Genomic DNA, 14,112 nt, shown 5'->3' on the forward strand with positions numbered 1-14,112 from the left:
GACCGCCGATGAACGCCGATGGGGTTCGCGAGCGTGCCGGATCGCTGCCGCGAGAGCCAGGCGTCTACCAGTTTCGGGATGGAGAAACGACGCTCTACGTCGGGAAAGCGGTCGATCTGCGCGATCGGGTCCGGTCCTATGCTGACCCACGCAGCGCGCGGATCGGGCGGATGGTCGAGCGGGCCGACGACATCGAGATCGCCGTCACCGACACCGAGACGCAGGCGCTGTTGCTCGAGGCGAACCTGATCAAGCGTCACCAGCCCCGCTATAACGTCCGGCTGAAAGACGACAAGTCGTATCCGATGGTCCAGGTGACCGACCACGACGCGCCGCGGATCGAGATCACGCGCGATCCCGACGAATCTGCAACCGTCTTCGGTCCCTACACCAGCAAACGACAGGTCGAGACCGTCGTGAAGGCGCTGCGCGAGACCTACGGGATCCGGGGCTGTTCGGACCACAAGTATGCGGGTCGCGACCGGCCGTGTCTGGACTACGAGATGGGGCTGTGTACCGCCCCCTGTACCCGCGAGATCGATCTTGCAAGCTACCGCGAGGACGTCACCGCCGTCGAACGGTTCCTCGAGGGCGAAACCGGAATTCTCGCCGATCCGCTGCGCCGAGAGATGGAAGCGGCTGCAGAAGACCAGCACTTCGAGCGCGCGGCGAACCTGCGGGATCGACTCGAGACCGTCGAGACCTTCCACGGCGAGGGCGGCGAGGCGGTTCAGTCGGTCGGCGACGAGCGAGCCGTCGACGTCCTCGGGGTCGCCATCGAGGGTGACGACGCCACCGTCGCCCGCCTGCGCGCCGAGGACGGCAAGCTGGTCGACCGGGATCGGCACACGCTCGAGGCCCCCGGTTCGCCGGAGGACGGCGATAGCGTTCCAGCCGTTCTGGCAGCCTTTATCGTGCAGTATTACGCCGAACGCGAACTGCCAGACGCCCTTCTGTTGCCCGAACGCCACGGCGACGCGGAGGTCACAGCCTGGCTCGAGGCCGAAGGTGTCGCGGTTCGCGTCCCGGGTGCCGGCCGGGAGGCCAAACTCGTCGATCTCGCGCTGAAAAACGCTCGGCGCAACGTCGGCCGCCGTGACGAGTGTGGCATGCTCGCGGACGCCCTCGACCTCGACGCCGCCCGACGGATCGAAGGGTTCGACGTGAGCCACGCACAGGGGACGGCGGCGGTCGGTAGCAACGTCACCCTCGTCGACGGCAGTGCCGAGAAACGCGAGTACCGACGGAAGAAACTCACCGATCAAAACGACGACTACGACAACATGCGCGCCTTACTCGAGTGGCGCGCTAGGCGGTCCGTCGAGGATCGCGATGACCGGCCCGACCCCGATCTGTTGCTGATCGACGGCGGGGAGGGGCAACTCGAGGCCGCCCGCGACGCACTCGCCGCGGTGGGCTGGGACGTCCCGGCGGTCGCGCTGGCGAAAGCCGAGGAGCGCGTCGTGACGCCGGAGCGGGAGTTCGCGTGGCCACGTGACGCGCCGCATCTGCATCTTCTGCAGCGTGTGCGCGACGAGGCCCACCGCTTTGCGGTACAGTACCACCAGACGGTTCGCGACGAGGTAAAGACGGTATTAGACGACGTCGAGGGGGTCGGTCCCGAGACCCGGAAGCGGTTGCTCGGGCGATTCGGCAGCGTCGAGAACGTCCGCGAGGCGAGCCTTGCAGACCTTCAGAGCGTCGAGGGGATCGGCGAGAAGACCGCCGCGACGATCAAGTCCCGACTCTGAGGGAGCCTGAACACGTCTTACTGTGGTGGAGTCCGTGAATCGCGCGGTCGCCTATCGCAGCCGCTCATGGCTGTGGCTGAGGGCTGTCGGCCGTCGTTTGCGGGGTGGACCGCTCAGAACTCGTAGTGAGCGATCTCCCGTGAGTTGCAGTTCGAGCACCGGTCGCGGTCAGGCGCGAGTTTTGTCCCGCAGTTTCGGCATTCGTACAGCCCCGTGTCGTCGGGTTTCCCGCGTAGTGTTCTCAACACACCCATCTTTTGATCCCCCTTGTCTAGGATAGTGGTGTGTACAACCATTAACATTATCGAGGGTTGGAGTGAGACTCACGTTCTTTCGACAGTCGGTCCGAGGGGACGCTCTCGGAACGACTGTACTGAATCTCGTACTGGGGACGGGGCCGTCATGCGACCGGAACAGTCAGTGGCTCCGACGGGCGGCGACCAGTCCGATTGTGACACCTGCCACAGCCCTCGCTCGCGTCATAGACGATTGATAGCTAACCCGTTGCGACAGCAAGGACAGGACTATGGCCGCGCACAGCCATGTGACTGTATGGCGGACGAAGACGACCTCGAGGAACTGCTCGAGGAACTGGATACGCAGGGTGACCTCGAGACAGCCGAACAGGTGCTATCGCTGCGGATCGAGAAACGACGCTACGACAAGCCGGTGACGATCATCGAGGGGTTCGACCTCCCGCAATCGGAACTCAAGTCGACCGCATCAGCCCTCAAGAGTGCGCTGGGGACCGGTGGAACGGTCGACGAGGATCGAATCGAACTGCAAGGTGACCACCGCGACCGCGTGCCCGACCTCCTGCGTGAGCGGGGATTCGAGATCCGCGAGTGAGCGCACACTACGACCGATTTGGTTTCGTCTCGTGTTTCTGGCAAGGAGTTATGTATACCCACCATTCAATGATGAGGTATGGACATTCGATCCGCGACATCCGATGATTTTGAAGCGATTACGGAAGTCGCCCGTGAAACCTGGCACGCGACCTATGACGAACTCGAGCCCGACGTAATCGACCGGACCGTCGCCGACTGGTACACTGACGACTCGATGCCGCTCGAGGCACCCGGCACGATCGTCCTCGTCGCGGAAGAAAACGGCGACCTCGTTGGCTTTACCCACGCCGTTGCCCAGGGCGACACTGCCGATATCCTGCGGCTGTATGTCCACCCGGACCACCAAGGCGAGGGGATCGGGTCGGCCCTGCACGAACACCTCCTCGAGGAGATCGACTCGTACGATGTCGACCGGCTTCGGTCGTTTGACTTCGCGTTCAACGACGCCAGTCGCGCGTTCTACGAGGGGCTTGGCTTCGAACAGACCGACGAAGGCGAAGTCGAAATCGACGGCGAGTACTACCCTGAAGCGGTCTACACGTTCGACTTCGCATAAGCAACGCGGCCACAGACATCTTCGATCACTGGTTTCGACTGCTGGCCGATACCTAACTGAGATGGTGCAACCACTTTGCTGTTCGCTCCCGTACCACGCAGTATGGAGATACGACCAGCGAGCCACGACGACCGCGATCGGATCAGAGCTGTCGCCCGCGAGACCTGGCACGATACCTACGACGAACTCGATGCCGAGACCATCGACGAGACGATCGAGGAGTGGTATAGCGACGAAGCACTCGAGACGGCGTTGACGAAACCGGGGACGGCCTTCCTCGTCGCAGAACGGGATGGGGAGATCGTCGGCTTTACTCACGGCGTTGTCAGCGAAGCGGAAGGTGATGTCCTGCGCATGTCCGTCCATCCTGCCCACCAAAACGAGGGCATCGGCACCGCGCTGTACGAGCGACTGCGCGAGGACTTACAGGACTTCAATATGGCACGCATGCGCGCGATCGATCTCGCCTCGAACGAGGGCGGCCGGGAGTTCTACGAGACCCACGGCTTCGAGCCGACTGACGAGGACGACGTCGAAATCGGCGGCGAAAAGCGACGCGAGGTGGTCTACACGCTCGAGCTATAAGTCACCGAAAACGAACCGACGGCATCGGATCGCCATCCTCTGATCGGTTGGCGATCCCGATGGTGCGGTCGTCGTTCGAACAGGACAACTCGAGGAGTTACCCCGTAAACCACAGTGTCCGCTTGCTGCCCGCTGGGACGAAGAGACTCCGGCTCGAGGGGAGGCTGGCCGGATTCGTGACGTATCTGTTCTCGCCAACCCGACCGGTGACGCGCACCGTCACGCGACCACCGCCGCCTGAACACGCCTGTACCGTTACTGTACCGGTCGACCAGTCGGCTGCCGTCAGTGCCGTGTCGTTGCAGCCACGGGTCCGGATGGCTCCACCGCCCTGTGCTGCACTCGGCTCTGCCAGTGCCGTCGCACCTGTCAGCGCACCGATTGTGCCGAGTAACGTGCGCCGCCGTGGGGACGCTCTGTCGCTCTCGCTCGAGTCGGACGGATTGTCATCGGCCATTGTGACCACTATTCATTGTCTGCGGACTGGAACGTGAACTGCTGCTGTTACGATTCGACGAACTGGTCTCGCGGTGAACGAAATCGGGGAGAGAGAGTCAACGATGGTGACGCTAAACAGGCCGATCAGTCGACCCCTTGCAAATGCACCGTACGGACGCAAGTGGAAGGACGGTGTGTCTAACGGTAGCACGATGGGGACGAAAACGCCGAGCGAGGCCGACATCCTGCGACCGGTCGGATCGACATCGAGAACGTACTTCATCATGGTCGCCATCGCGGGGCTGGCGTTTGCCGCCTTTCTCGTGGGATGGGCCTACCAGCTTCAGGAGGGACTGGTCGTCACTGCCCTCGGTGACTGGGGGAGCGGCGGCGGTGCCACATGGGGGATCTACATCGGCGCGTTCATCTGGTGGGTCGGGATCGCCCACGGCGGGATCATCCTCTCGGCCGCCGTCCGCCTGTTGGGCATGGACCGGTACATGCCGGTCGCCCGGCTCGCCGAGTTGCTAACCCTCAGCGGACTCTCTGCGGCGGGCTTTTACATCATTGTCCACCTCGGTCGCCCCGACCGGATGGTCACCAGCGTCATCGGCCACTACCACATCACAGTCCACAACTCGCCGCTGGTGTGGGACGTGACCGTTATCACGGCGTACTTCGTCCTGACGGCGACCTACCTCGGGCTTACGCTCCGATACGACGTCACCAGGCTGCGCGATCAGTTGCCCGATCGACTCGATCCGATTTATCGGTTTATGACGATCGGCTACACCGAAACGGAAGATCGGATCGTCGAGCGAATGGTCTGGTGGCTTGCGCTCGCGATCATCATCATGGCACCGCTGTTACTCCACGGTGGCGTCATCCCGTGGCTGTTCGCGGTGTTGCCGAACTATCCGACCTGGTTCGGCGGCGTGCAGGGCCCGCAGTTCCTCACGATTGCGCTTACGTCTGCCATCAGCGGCGTGATCATCCTCTCGTTCGCGTTCCGACGCGCGTACGACTGGGATCACATCATCACTGACGATATCTTCCGCGGACTGTTGCTCTGGCTCGGGTTCTTTTGTCTGCTGTTCCTGTGGCTGCAACTCCAGCAGAACATCACTGGTCTGTTCAAGGCCCCTGTCGACCTGACCATCGCAGCCCTCGCCAGAGCCACCAATCCTATCTACCTCACGTCGATGTCGCTGGTCTTCGTGACGCTGTCGTATATTTTCGCCCAGACGATCCGACCGGCACTGTTCACCAGGCGACGGGCCATTATCGCCGGCCTCGCCGTCCTCACCGCGACGATCCTCGAGAAAGTCCTGTTCGTCGTCGAGGGATTCTTACATCCCACCTTCGACATCTACGAGGCCGTCCCTGGCGTCTATGTCCCTGGATTGATCGAGATCCTGTCGATCCTCGGGACGATCGGCATGGTCTGTCTGTTCTTCCTCACGATCGCCAAGATCGTCCCCGTGGTCGAACTCCACGCGATCGAGCACCTGCGTGACGGCCACGAGTCGATCAACGACCACGAATAGCGTCGCAAAATCTAGTTTTCTCGCGCTTCGACCGGTCAAAGGGTCCAACGCGGACGGATGGCGCTCTCGAGTCGCCATCAAGACGGACCATCAGCAACTATTTACCCAATGGTGCTAAACCTCTTTTTAGAGATGTCTAATCTTTGGTCTCCTCGCCCTCAAATAGCAGGTGAGACGGCATGAACGAGCTGCTGGACGTGCTCTTCGCGTCGCTTCGCGACGGCTACGTCCAAGTGAGTGCGTTCGTCGCGATGACGGTGCTCGCGTTCGGACTGGTCCAGTATCGCACGGACGGTGCGCTCATCGCCACCATCGAGGACAACGAGCGACTTCAGGTGCTGTTCGGCGGCCTGCTCGGATTGACACCGGGCTGTGGCGGTGCAATCGTCGTCATGCCGCTGTACGTCCGCGGGACGGTCAGCTTCGGAACCGTCGTCGCGACGCTCGGTGCGACCGCCGGTGACTCTGCGTTCGTCATCCTCGCGCTCGCGCCCGAGGCCGCACTGTACGCCTACGCCGTTGCCTTCGCGGCCTCCGTTGCGACGGGGTATCTGGTTGACTCCGTCGGCCTCGGCGTTTCGCGGGTCGACGCCGCCGTCGCGCGCCTCTCGCCTGCCGCACGGCCTGACGGCGGTACTGCCGTCAACGGCAGCGTCACGCCGAACCCGGCTCACGACTACTGCGGGCCAGCCCCCACTCACGCTCACGAGGCGGGGCCGGACCGTCGCTCTCGAGTCCTCACTCCTCTTTCCCACCTCGCACACGTCACGTGGTGGGGGACCGCTATCGCCGGCCTCGGCCTCGGGATACTCTACTTGCTTCGTGGCGGCCCCGAGGTCGCGCTCACAGTGGGGGTCGGCTTCGATGGCCTGTTCACGGTCGTCGGCATTGCCGGCGCAGTGCTGTCGCTGTACCTCTATCTGATCGGCCGCCACTACGTCGGTGAAGGGTCGGTTGCGCGGGCTCGCGACTCCTTTCGCTCGGCTTACGACGCGCTCACGCATGCGGCGATGGAGACTAGCTTCGTCACCGTCTGGGTGTTCGTGGCCTTTCTCGTCTACGAGTATGCTGTACTCCTAACGGGCGTGAACGTCGCAACCCTCGCTGCGGCGGCGGGCGTACTGGCTCCGATCGGCGGCGCGGCCGTCGGGCTGATCCCCGGCTGTGGGCCCCAGATTTTGCTGGCCAGCGTCTACGCCGAGGGTGGATTGCCTTTTTCCGCGCTGACTGCCAACGCGATCGCTCAAGACGGGGACGCCCTCTTTCCGCTGCTGGCCGTCGACGCCAGGGCTGCCGTCGTTGCCACGATCTATAACTTCTTGCCTGCTGTCGTCGTCGGTGTCGCGCTCGACCTGTTGTGGGGCCCCGTCTTCGGCATGGCGGAATTCGGATTCGGCGTGCTGTGAGACCGTTCTGATCGCTATTGCAGCCTGTTCGGTTCTGTCGGTGGTGCAATCACATCGGTCACGTAGTTCGCGTATTCGATACGGTAGAGCATTATATTTTAGTAGTATGAATTAGATATTATATGGTAACCAATGTATACTATACTCGTGAGGGACAACAAATTCCTTCTGCGGTCGATTGGTGGAAGACAGAACGGCCCGTTCGATAGCGCCACAATCGGGGTGGATCGGTGAGACGATGCGTCGGCTCTCACAGGTAAAAACGGCCGTTCAAAAGCGGCTTCCCGCGGTTACTCGATCGCCGATCGCAGCGTTGGTTTTTGCGCTGACTCTCCTCGTTGTGGTTGCCGTGGCAGGTGTCGTCGTCGGATACGAGTTCCCGTCGGGAATTTCCGCGGACGCATGGATTTCATCACCGCGGCTCGTCCTCTGGAGCAGCATCGTCGTTCTCGCGATCGTCACGATCGGTGGGTACCTGCTCTATCGACGGTACGAGGAGATGCTCCTCGATCAGTGGAGACAACTGTCGAATTGGGCGCAGGCGATCATCGCTGGCACAGTCTGTGCGGCGCTCGTTGCAATCGGTCTCGGCTTCGCCACCCTCGCTGGAGCGGTACCGCTTGTGTTCGTCCCTGTGTGGTCGCTGATCGCATGGCTTGTCGCGACCGTCTGTACGCTCCGCCAGCGCCGCAACCCCGACCCGGACGATTCCTCATCCGCGCTCGAGTCGATGCTCATCACAGTCGGATACGCGCAGGCCAAGCACCTCCAGACACGCACGCTCGCTGGAATCGTGGGGCTTGCCGGTGCCATCCTCGGGAGCGTCGGCGTTCGTGCGCTGTTCTCGTGGTTCACTGTAACCCTCACACCGCTTCAGACTGCGTTCCTCGCTGTGTGCGTGTGGCTGCTTGCGACGGTGCTCGTCTACAATCGCTACGCGTCTACGATTACCGATCGGACCGACCTCGAGTTCGTCGCGGTCTCGAATCCGGAACTGCGGGACGGCCGCGAGGTAACGATCAAAAACACCGGAACCGATCCCATCGACCTGGCGCAAGCAAAGCTTCGTGACACGAACCGTGACTGCTATCAGTTCGATGGCGGCGTCACGCTCAAGCCCGGTGCAAGCTGTTCGTTCGCGGTTCCGGCGTCGTTTTCGCTCGAACCGAACGAAGCCACGATGGCGCTTCCACTTGGGTATACCCTTACGCAGGGGAGCGAATACCCGATGCTCTACACTCGAGACGGCGAGCAGTTCGTACTCCAGGGCGGGACTGAGGTGCGTGATCGTGATTCCACCCACGATACGACCCGACAGCCAGTCGGACTAGGTGCCGACCCAACGCCACAGGAGTAGCCACACTCGGATTGTACCATGCTATGTGATGATTTCGAGTGCGAGTCGACACTGCGAGAGATCAGCGTCCTTCGCCAGCAGCCGACGACGAACGACTCGTCGATGGGGCTCGAGTCGGGCAATCGCCGACCGGCCGCTCGACTCGAGTCCAGCGTCACGGCTATCGCGACGCTGACGCCCGGCCGGCTGGCCGGCGGACTCGGTGTCCGCATCGCTCGGAAACGGAGCCCAGTCGAGCTGTTGGTTCGGTTGCCCCGCGTGGCTCGTCCTGACGACGGGCTGGGAGACGAGTCGGGGGTGTCGGTCGTGTCGCCGTCTCCGATTTCCGGGCAGACGGCTGCCCACACGCGTTCGGGTTCGTCTGTCGTCCCATCTAGCCGCTCGAACTATACCGACCAGTCTAGCGGGATCCACAATCCGTCCGCTCTCGGGCCGAGTGGTTCGACGGCGATCGGATCTTCGTCGTGGACGGTACCGACGGCTCCGTCACCGTCCTTTCAGCCCGGCTCCAGCGGCCGATCAGGACAATCGAGACGGACGTAACAGACCCGATCCGGATCGCCCATGCGAACGAAACCCTCTCCCTTCTCGATGGCGTCGGCCGGATCCAAACCGTCGGGCTGGATACCGGACCCGATATCAGCCGTTGCACGCATAGCACGGCTCTCGTCAACCCGGCCGATTTCACCGTCGACGCCGACGGCCGGGGATACGTACTCGATCGCACCGACAGCGAGCCGGTCATTCGATCCTTCGGCGGCGCAGACGATCACCACGACGAACGGTTTCCGCTCACGAACGACGCGTTCGTCGCAGCTGCCGGTCCGTTCGTGCCGACCGCGCTGTCGCTGGTCGATGACACGCTCTTCGTCGTCGGTCGCCTTGAGAACGGCTGTCAAGCACTGTTCGAACGGGATCCCGAGTCGAAATCGTTTCACGAGCGCTACCGGCTCGAGCGTCCGTGTCGCACACTCGTCGCACGCTCGCTCTCATCCAACGGCCGGCTGATCTACGCAGCTACCGGTCCGAACGGGCACGGTCGGCTGCTCCGCGAACGACGCCAGCATGCACGCCATCCACGACAGGACCGCGCCCTCGGCACTGCGTTCACTCGATACGACTCCGGTACGGACGATACCGAGTGGCACCGCCTTGCGCTTGAACGTGCCCAGACGACCGCGAGTACGCAGGTTCGAGTTCGCTACGTCGCAACGAACCGTCCAGTCCCCTTCGATAGCGGGCTAGATGACCTCGAGATCGTTCCGACCGATGCCATCGACGCCCTGTACGAACTGCAGATCACGTCCGTCTGGGACCTCGCCAGCAGTGATCCTGCCCAGCTCGCGTCGACGCTCTCGGATTACTCCCGGTCGGACGTGCAGGCGTGGCAAGACGCGGCGACCGAGACGCTGGCAGCACACGCCGACGCTGACTGGACGACTGCCGATTCGGTCGCTCCAGACGATATCCTATTACGCAACGCCGTCGGTCGGTACCTGTTCGTCGTGCTCGAACTCGAGGGAAGCCCCCAGTCATCGCCGCGCGTCGATTCAGTTACGGCGTTCTGTCCGCGTCAGTCGTATCTCCGCTATCTCCCGGAACTGTATCAGGAGAACGATCGCTCGGCTGCGTTTTTGACCCAGTACCTCTCCGTGTTCGAATCGATTTTCGCCGATATCGAGACGGAGATCGAACAGATCAGCCGCTATTTCGACCCTCACGCCGTGCCGAGCGATGCCCTTTCGTGGCTCGAGCAATGGCTCGCACTCGATCCCGACGACGGGTGGCCAGAAGCCGCGCGTCGAGAACTGCTCTCTCGAGCACCGGAACTGTACAAACGCCGTGGCACGAAAGCGGGCCTTCGGTCGCTGCTCGAACTCTATCTTCGTCATGCCGCGTCATCGGATGTGGACGACCCGGCGTCATCGACGGCGACGACTGACGGCGGTGATGGGACGAGCACCGAGACACTCCCTGATCACCGGCTGTTCTTTCTCGACGGCGACGATCTCGACTGTATTGACCGTGAGTCGGTGCGTCGCCAGTATCCGCTCCCTACAGGGCCACGGTCGTTCGCCGTGTTCTGTGGGCCGTTCGAAACTGCTGGCGAGCGGGCCACGGTCGAGTCAATCGTCACGTCGGAGAAACCGGCCCACGTCGGCGCAGCCGTCGTCGAACTCGACGACGGACTTCGTCTCGACGGTGCGACCTTTCTTGGGCTCAATAGCCGATTGACGACGCGGGAGTTCTCACTCGGCGCAACGACGCTCGGCGAGGACACGGTCCTTGTCGACTGAGCGGGTCCGAAATATTGCCCGCTCCGGTCCGTGGTGTGACAACGGTCGGTCGATTCTGTCTCATTTCTGTATGTTGACGAGGAACACATACACTATCCTCCGGCCCGTTACACTGCGTAATGGTCGTTGGAGACGTTACTACTGGCACAGATGTACTGGTTATCGGCGCAGGCCCCGCCGGCTACGTGGCCGCGATTCGTGCCGGACAGCTCGATCTCGATGTTACGCTCGTCGAGAAAGACGCCTACGGTGGCACCTGTCTGAACTACGGCTGTATCCCCTCAAAAGCGTTGATTACCGCCACTGATCTCGCTCACGAGGCCGCCACTGCCGAGGAAATGGGAATCCACGCCGATCCCGCGATCGACCTCGCCGGAATGATCGAGTGGAAAGACGGCGTCGTCGACCAACTCACGAGCGGCGTCGAGAAACTCTGTAAGGCAAATCAGGTAACGCTGCTCGAGGGGACCGCCCGCTTCGTCGACGATCAGACCGTCCGCGTCTCCCACAGCGGTGAGGGCCAGGGCTCGGAGACCCTCGAGTTCGAACACGCGATCGTCGCGACTGGCTCGCGTCCCATCGAAATCCCGAACTTCGAGTTCCACGATGAGCCCGTCCTCGACTCGAGACAGGCCCTCGCAATTGACGCTGTCCCCGACTCGCTAGTCATCGTTGGGGCCGGCTACATCGGGATGGAACTCGCCAGCGTCTTCGCCAAACTGGGAACCGACGTGACTGTCCTCGAGATGCTCGATTCGATTCTTCCCGGGTACGACGACGACCTCAAACGGCCAGTCAAGAAGCGGGCGAAGGAACTAGGCATCGATTTCGAATTCGGCTACACTGCCACGGCGTGGCGCGACCGCGATGCGGACGGAATCCGTGTGATCGCCGAGCCAGCTGCCACGGATGGTGGCGAACAGGCTGCCGGCGACCAGCTCACGCTCGATACCGACCACGTGCTGGTAGCCGTCGGCCGCGAGCCGGTCTCGGATACGCTTGCTCTCGAAGATGCCGGCGTCGAGACAAACGATCGTGGTTTCATCGACACTGACTCGCGCGCACGTACAAACGTCAATCACATCTTTGCTGTCGGCGATGTCGCAGGCGAGCCGATGCTCGCACACAAAGGGAGTATGGAAGGGAAAGTCGCCGCCGAAGTGATCGCTGACGAACCGACGGCCATCGACCACCAGGCGATGCCCGCCGTCGTCTTTACCGACCCCGAAATTGGAACCGTCGGAATGACGGAAACCGAGGCGGAGGACGCTGGCTTCGAGACTGTCATCGGTCAGTTCCCGTTCCGCGCAAGCGGCCGTGCACTGACGACCGGCGACGCTGACGGGTTCGTTAAAATCGTCGCCGACGACGCGGATGGCTACGTGCTGGGTGCATCGATCGTTGGCCCCGAAGCCTCGGAACTGATCGCCGAACTCGGGCTCGCGATCGAACTCGGGGCGACCCTCGAGGACGTCGCTGCGACGGTCCACGCCCATCCGACCCTCTCGGAGTCTGTGATGGAAGCAGCCGAAAACGCACTCGGACACGCGATCCACACGCTGAACCGATAACCCGTGGATCTTTCTCTACTGGACGTACAGCGAATACGCGATCACGAGGAAGCCAGCCAACACGAGCAGGCTCTCGAGGAGAATCCCCGTCACGAGGTGCACCTCGAGCAACTCGTATAGCATCCCGGCAAGGACGAACCCGAGCGTTACGAGGCCGAACCCGAGCGTGAGACAGCCGAGTGCTCGCTGTCTGGTCCGTCGGTACGCCTTGAACGAAAAATACGTGATTACGCTGCCGACGATAAGAACGAGCGTCTTGACGAGCGCGAGCGCGAGTGTCATCTCTACCGGTCCGGCAAGAAGCGGATTCATGTTTCTTTTCGCACCTCCGACCACAGGTCCGCAAGCCGCTCGTCCGCCGTCTGTGCCGGCCGATCGATCTGAACTGACAGCGACAGGTCATCGTCCAATCCGAATGAAATCTCGTCGAACGCGATCGAATACTTGCTCGCGTGATGCCCATCCTGTCGAATCTCCGTCGACTCCTCGAGCAGCGTCGCCTCGGTCAACAGCTCCAACTTTCGGTACAGCGTCGACTGCGGGATCTCACATCGCTTCGTTAGCTCGGACGCCGTCATTGGCTCCTCGAGATTTTGGATAATCTCACGGCAGTCGGGATCGTCCAGCGCAGCGCAGATCTCCGCTGCGGACGGTGTCGACTCCGAAGCGAACGGGTCCCGGACCATTCGTCTTTCTCTTACAACGCGTGTGGTTTATCGGCATCGATGCGTCCCCCATTTGACGACCCGCAACGCGATACCTTCTTGCGCATGGGACATCGAGTAGGACACACGCGGGTATCATCCGGCCAGACCATGCCTTCGAGGGCGGGATGATCGGCCGACCTCCGCCCGCGTGACAGTTTCGCTGTGCTGACTCGACCTCTGAGTTGTCCGTCTGGCCACTAGCCTCTGGCATGCTATCCTCGTAGAAAGATGTTCCATGCAACTGGATTCTGGTACCGGTCTCGTTCGACGGCCTTATATATACACCCGACACTCGATATGAATGCGAACGACGTGGCCCACGCGGCCACGTCCCCTCCGGCCGTTTCCCGGCACGGAGGTTGGATTATACCCCCACTCTCGGGACAGTCGTTGATTCAACTCGACGGCTGTCACAGCTCAGACTACTGGCTGTGTCACGATCGGTTTCCGATCGTGACGATCCAGTGGCCTTATATGTGGCAGGGCACTCAGTTGTGATCGCACACACCCACGCCGGCTACGGTTTCCGGCGTGGGGGCGATCCGACGCCCTTATATGTCTCAGGGTGGTTGGGTGTAAACGCGAAGAACGCGTGATTGACGGGCCGTTCAATCCGGTCCGTCATCTCGTCCCGGACGGTTCGGGTCCGAAGGGGTTATGTACCCCCGATGGCTTATGAATACGTCCGGAAGGAAATGAGGATCCTACCCCTGCGGTCCGCCGTACAGATGGGATCTGATGTTAGCCTTGGTAGTTCGGTGACGCCCGATCGGTTATTCGATCTGCGTCAGCGAACGTGTGGACCCATGTGTGAGTGTATCTTAACATTCACCGCCAACTCCCCCAGCTTTGCTGGGGAAGAGCATTACATTCCGGTTGATCCTGCCGGAGGTCATTGCTATTGGAGTCCGATTTAGCCATGCTAGTTGCACGAGTTTGTACTCGTAGCAGATAGCTCAGTAACACGTGGCCAAACTACCCTATGGATCCGGCCAACCTCGGGAAACTGAGGCTAATCCGGAATACGGCTCTCAGCCTGGAAATGG

At 61.9% G+C, this 14,112-nt stretch carries 12 protein-coding genes and 1 rRNA gene; 10 read left to right on the forward strand and 3 right to left on the reverse strand.

Annotation, left to right across the window (positions count from 1 at the left end; translation table 11 throughout):
- The first annotated feature begins 8 nt into the window (after positions 1-8).
- From BSG09_RS08425 to BSG09_RS08445, 4 genes are all read left to right on the forward strand, one after another.
- A complete protein-coding gene (locus BSG09_RS08425) occupies positions 9-1,751 on the forward strand; it encodes an excinuclease ABC subunit C (protein WP_092932069.1) in 1,743 nt (580 codons plus the stop codon).
- A gap of 552 nt (positions 1,752-2,303) precedes the next feature.
- Positions 2,304-2,600: an SUI1 family translation initiation factor gene (locus tag BSG09_RS08435; protein WP_092932073.1), complete on the forward strand. Its 297-nt coding sequence runs from the start codon at positions 2,304-2,306 to the stop codon at positions 2,598-2,600.
- 78 nt (positions 2,601-2,678) lie between these two features.
- Complete coding sequence (locus BSG09_RS08440; protein WP_092932075.1) at positions 2,679-3,158, forward strand: GNAT family N-acetyltransferase; 480 nt, start codon at positions 2,679-2,681, stop codon at positions 3,156-3,158.
- A gap of 102 nt (positions 3,159-3,260) precedes the next feature.
- The gene (locus BSG09_RS08445) at positions 3,261-3,743 is read left to right on the forward strand and encodes a GNAT family N-acetyltransferase (protein WP_092932077.1); all 483 of its coding nucleotides are present in this window, start codon (positions 3,261-3,263) and stop codon (positions 3,741-3,743) included.
- A 97-nt stretch (positions 3,744-3,840) separates the two neighbouring features.
- Here BSG09_RS08445 and BSG09_RS08450 read toward each other — a convergent pair whose 3' ends face one another.
- Positions 3,841-4,200, reverse strand: coding sequence for a hypothetical protein (locus tag BSG09_RS08450; protein WP_092932079.1), 360 nt, complete (start codon positions 4,198-4,200; stop codon positions 3,841-3,843).
- 193 nt (positions 4,201-4,393) lie between these two features.
- On the opposite strand from BSG09_RS08450, the gene nrfD reads away from it, so the two are divergent.
- The 5 genes from nrfD to lpdA all read left to right on the forward strand — a co-directional run bounded on the left by nrfD (position 4,394) and on the right by lpdA (position 12,359).
- Entirely contained in the window at positions 4,394-5,728 is a 1,335-nt protein-coding gene (gene nrfD / locus BSG09_RS08455; RefSeq protein ID WP_092932081.1) for an NrfD/PsrC family molybdoenzyme membrane anchor subunit, read from the forward strand.
- 179 nt (positions 5,729-5,907) lie between these two features.
- Positions 5,908-7,134: a putative manganese transporter gene (locus BSG09_RS08460; protein WP_092932083.1), complete on the forward strand. Its 1,227-nt coding sequence runs from the start codon at positions 5,908-5,910 to the stop codon at positions 7,132-7,134.
- A 181-nt stretch (positions 7,135-7,315) separates the two neighbouring features.
- Complete coding sequence (locus BSG09_RS08465; protein ID WP_223174694.1) at positions 7,316-8,491, forward strand: lamin tail domain-containing protein; 1,176 nt, start codon at positions 7,316-7,318, stop codon at positions 8,489-8,491.
- A 464-nt stretch (positions 8,492-8,955) separates the two neighbouring features.
- Positions 8,956-10,788 carry a phage tail protein gene (locus tag BSG09_RS08475; RefSeq protein ID WP_223174693.1) on the forward strand — a complete coding sequence of 611 codons (1,833 nt, stop codon included), beginning with the start codon at positions 8,956-8,958 and terminating at the stop codon, positions 10,786-10,788.
- Positions 10,789-10,907: 119 nt separating this feature from the next.
- Positions 10,908-12,359 (forward strand): dihydrolipoyl dehydrogenase, encoded by a 1,452-nt coding sequence (lpdA, locus tag BSG09_RS08480; RefSeq protein ID WP_092932089.1) that lies wholly within the window; start codon positions 10,908-10,910, stop codon positions 12,357-12,359.
- Between the two features lie 15 nt (positions 12,360-12,374).
- Here lpdA and BSG09_RS08485 read toward each other — a convergent pair whose 3' ends face one another.
- On the reverse strand, positions 12,375-12,671 hold the full coding sequence (locus tag BSG09_RS08485; protein ID WP_092932091.1) for a DUF7521 family protein: 297 nt from the start codon (positions 12,669-12,671) through the stop codon (positions 12,375-12,377).
- Positions 12,668-13,045, reverse strand: a complete 378-nt coding sequence (locus BSG09_RS08490) for a winged helix-turn-helix domain-containing protein (RefSeq protein ID WP_092932093.1) — start codon at positions 13,043-13,045, stop codon at positions 12,668-12,670. The genes BSG09_RS08485 and BSG09_RS08490 overlap by 4 nt, the downstream gene beginning before the upstream one ends.
- 890 nt (positions 13,046-13,935) lie before the next feature.
- Between BSG09_RS08490 and BSG09_RS08495 the strand changes: the two genes are divergently transcribed.
- Positions 13,936-14,112: ribosomal RNA gene (locus BSG09_RS08495) — 16S ribosomal RNA — on the forward strand; the annotation flags it as partial.

Source organism: Natrinema hispanicum (genome assembly GCF_900111485.1).
Classification (GTDB): Archaea; Halobacteriota; Halobacteria; order Halobacteriales; family Natrialbaceae; genus Natrinema; species Natrinema hispanicum_A.

Coding starts and splice junctions, on each gene's coding strand:
- BSG09_RS08460 (WP_092932083.1), top strand. CDS start 5,908: ATGAACGAGCTGCTGGACGTGCTCTTCGCGTCGCTTCGCGACGGCTAC.
- BSG09_RS08425 (WP_092932069.1), top strand. CDS start 9: ATGAACGCCGATGGGGTTCGCGAGCGTGCCGGATCGCTGCCGCGAGAG.
- BSG09_RS08490 (WP_092932093.1), bottom strand. CDS start 13,045: ATGGTCCGGGACCCGTTCGCTTCGGAGTCGACACCGTCCGCAGCGGAG.
- BSG09_RS08445 (WP_092932077.1), top strand. CDS start 3,261: ATGGAGATACGACCAGCGAGCCACGACGACCGCGATCGGATCAGAGCT.
- BSG09_RS08450 (WP_092932079.1), bottom strand. CDS start 4,200: ATGGCCGATGACAATCCGTCCGACTCGAGCGAGAGCGACAGAGCGTCC.
- BSG09_RS08440 (WP_092932075.1), top strand. CDS start 2,679: ATGGACATTCGATCCGCGACATCCGATGATTTTGAAGCGATTACGGAA.
- BSG09_RS08485 (WP_092932091.1), bottom strand. CDS start 12,671: ATGAATCCGCTTCTTGCCGGACCGGTAGAGATGACACTCGCGCTCGCG.
- lpdA (WP_092932089.1), top strand. CDS start 10,908: ATGGTCGTTGGAGACGTTACTACTGGCACAGATGTACTGGTTATCGGC.
- BSG09_RS08435 (WP_092932073.1), top strand. CDS start 2,304: ATGGCGGACGAAGACGACCTCGAGGAACTGCTCGAGGAACTGGATACG.
- nrfD (WP_092932081.1), top strand. CDS start 4,394: ATGGGGACGAAAACGCCGAGCGAGGCCGACATCCTGCGACCGGTCGGA.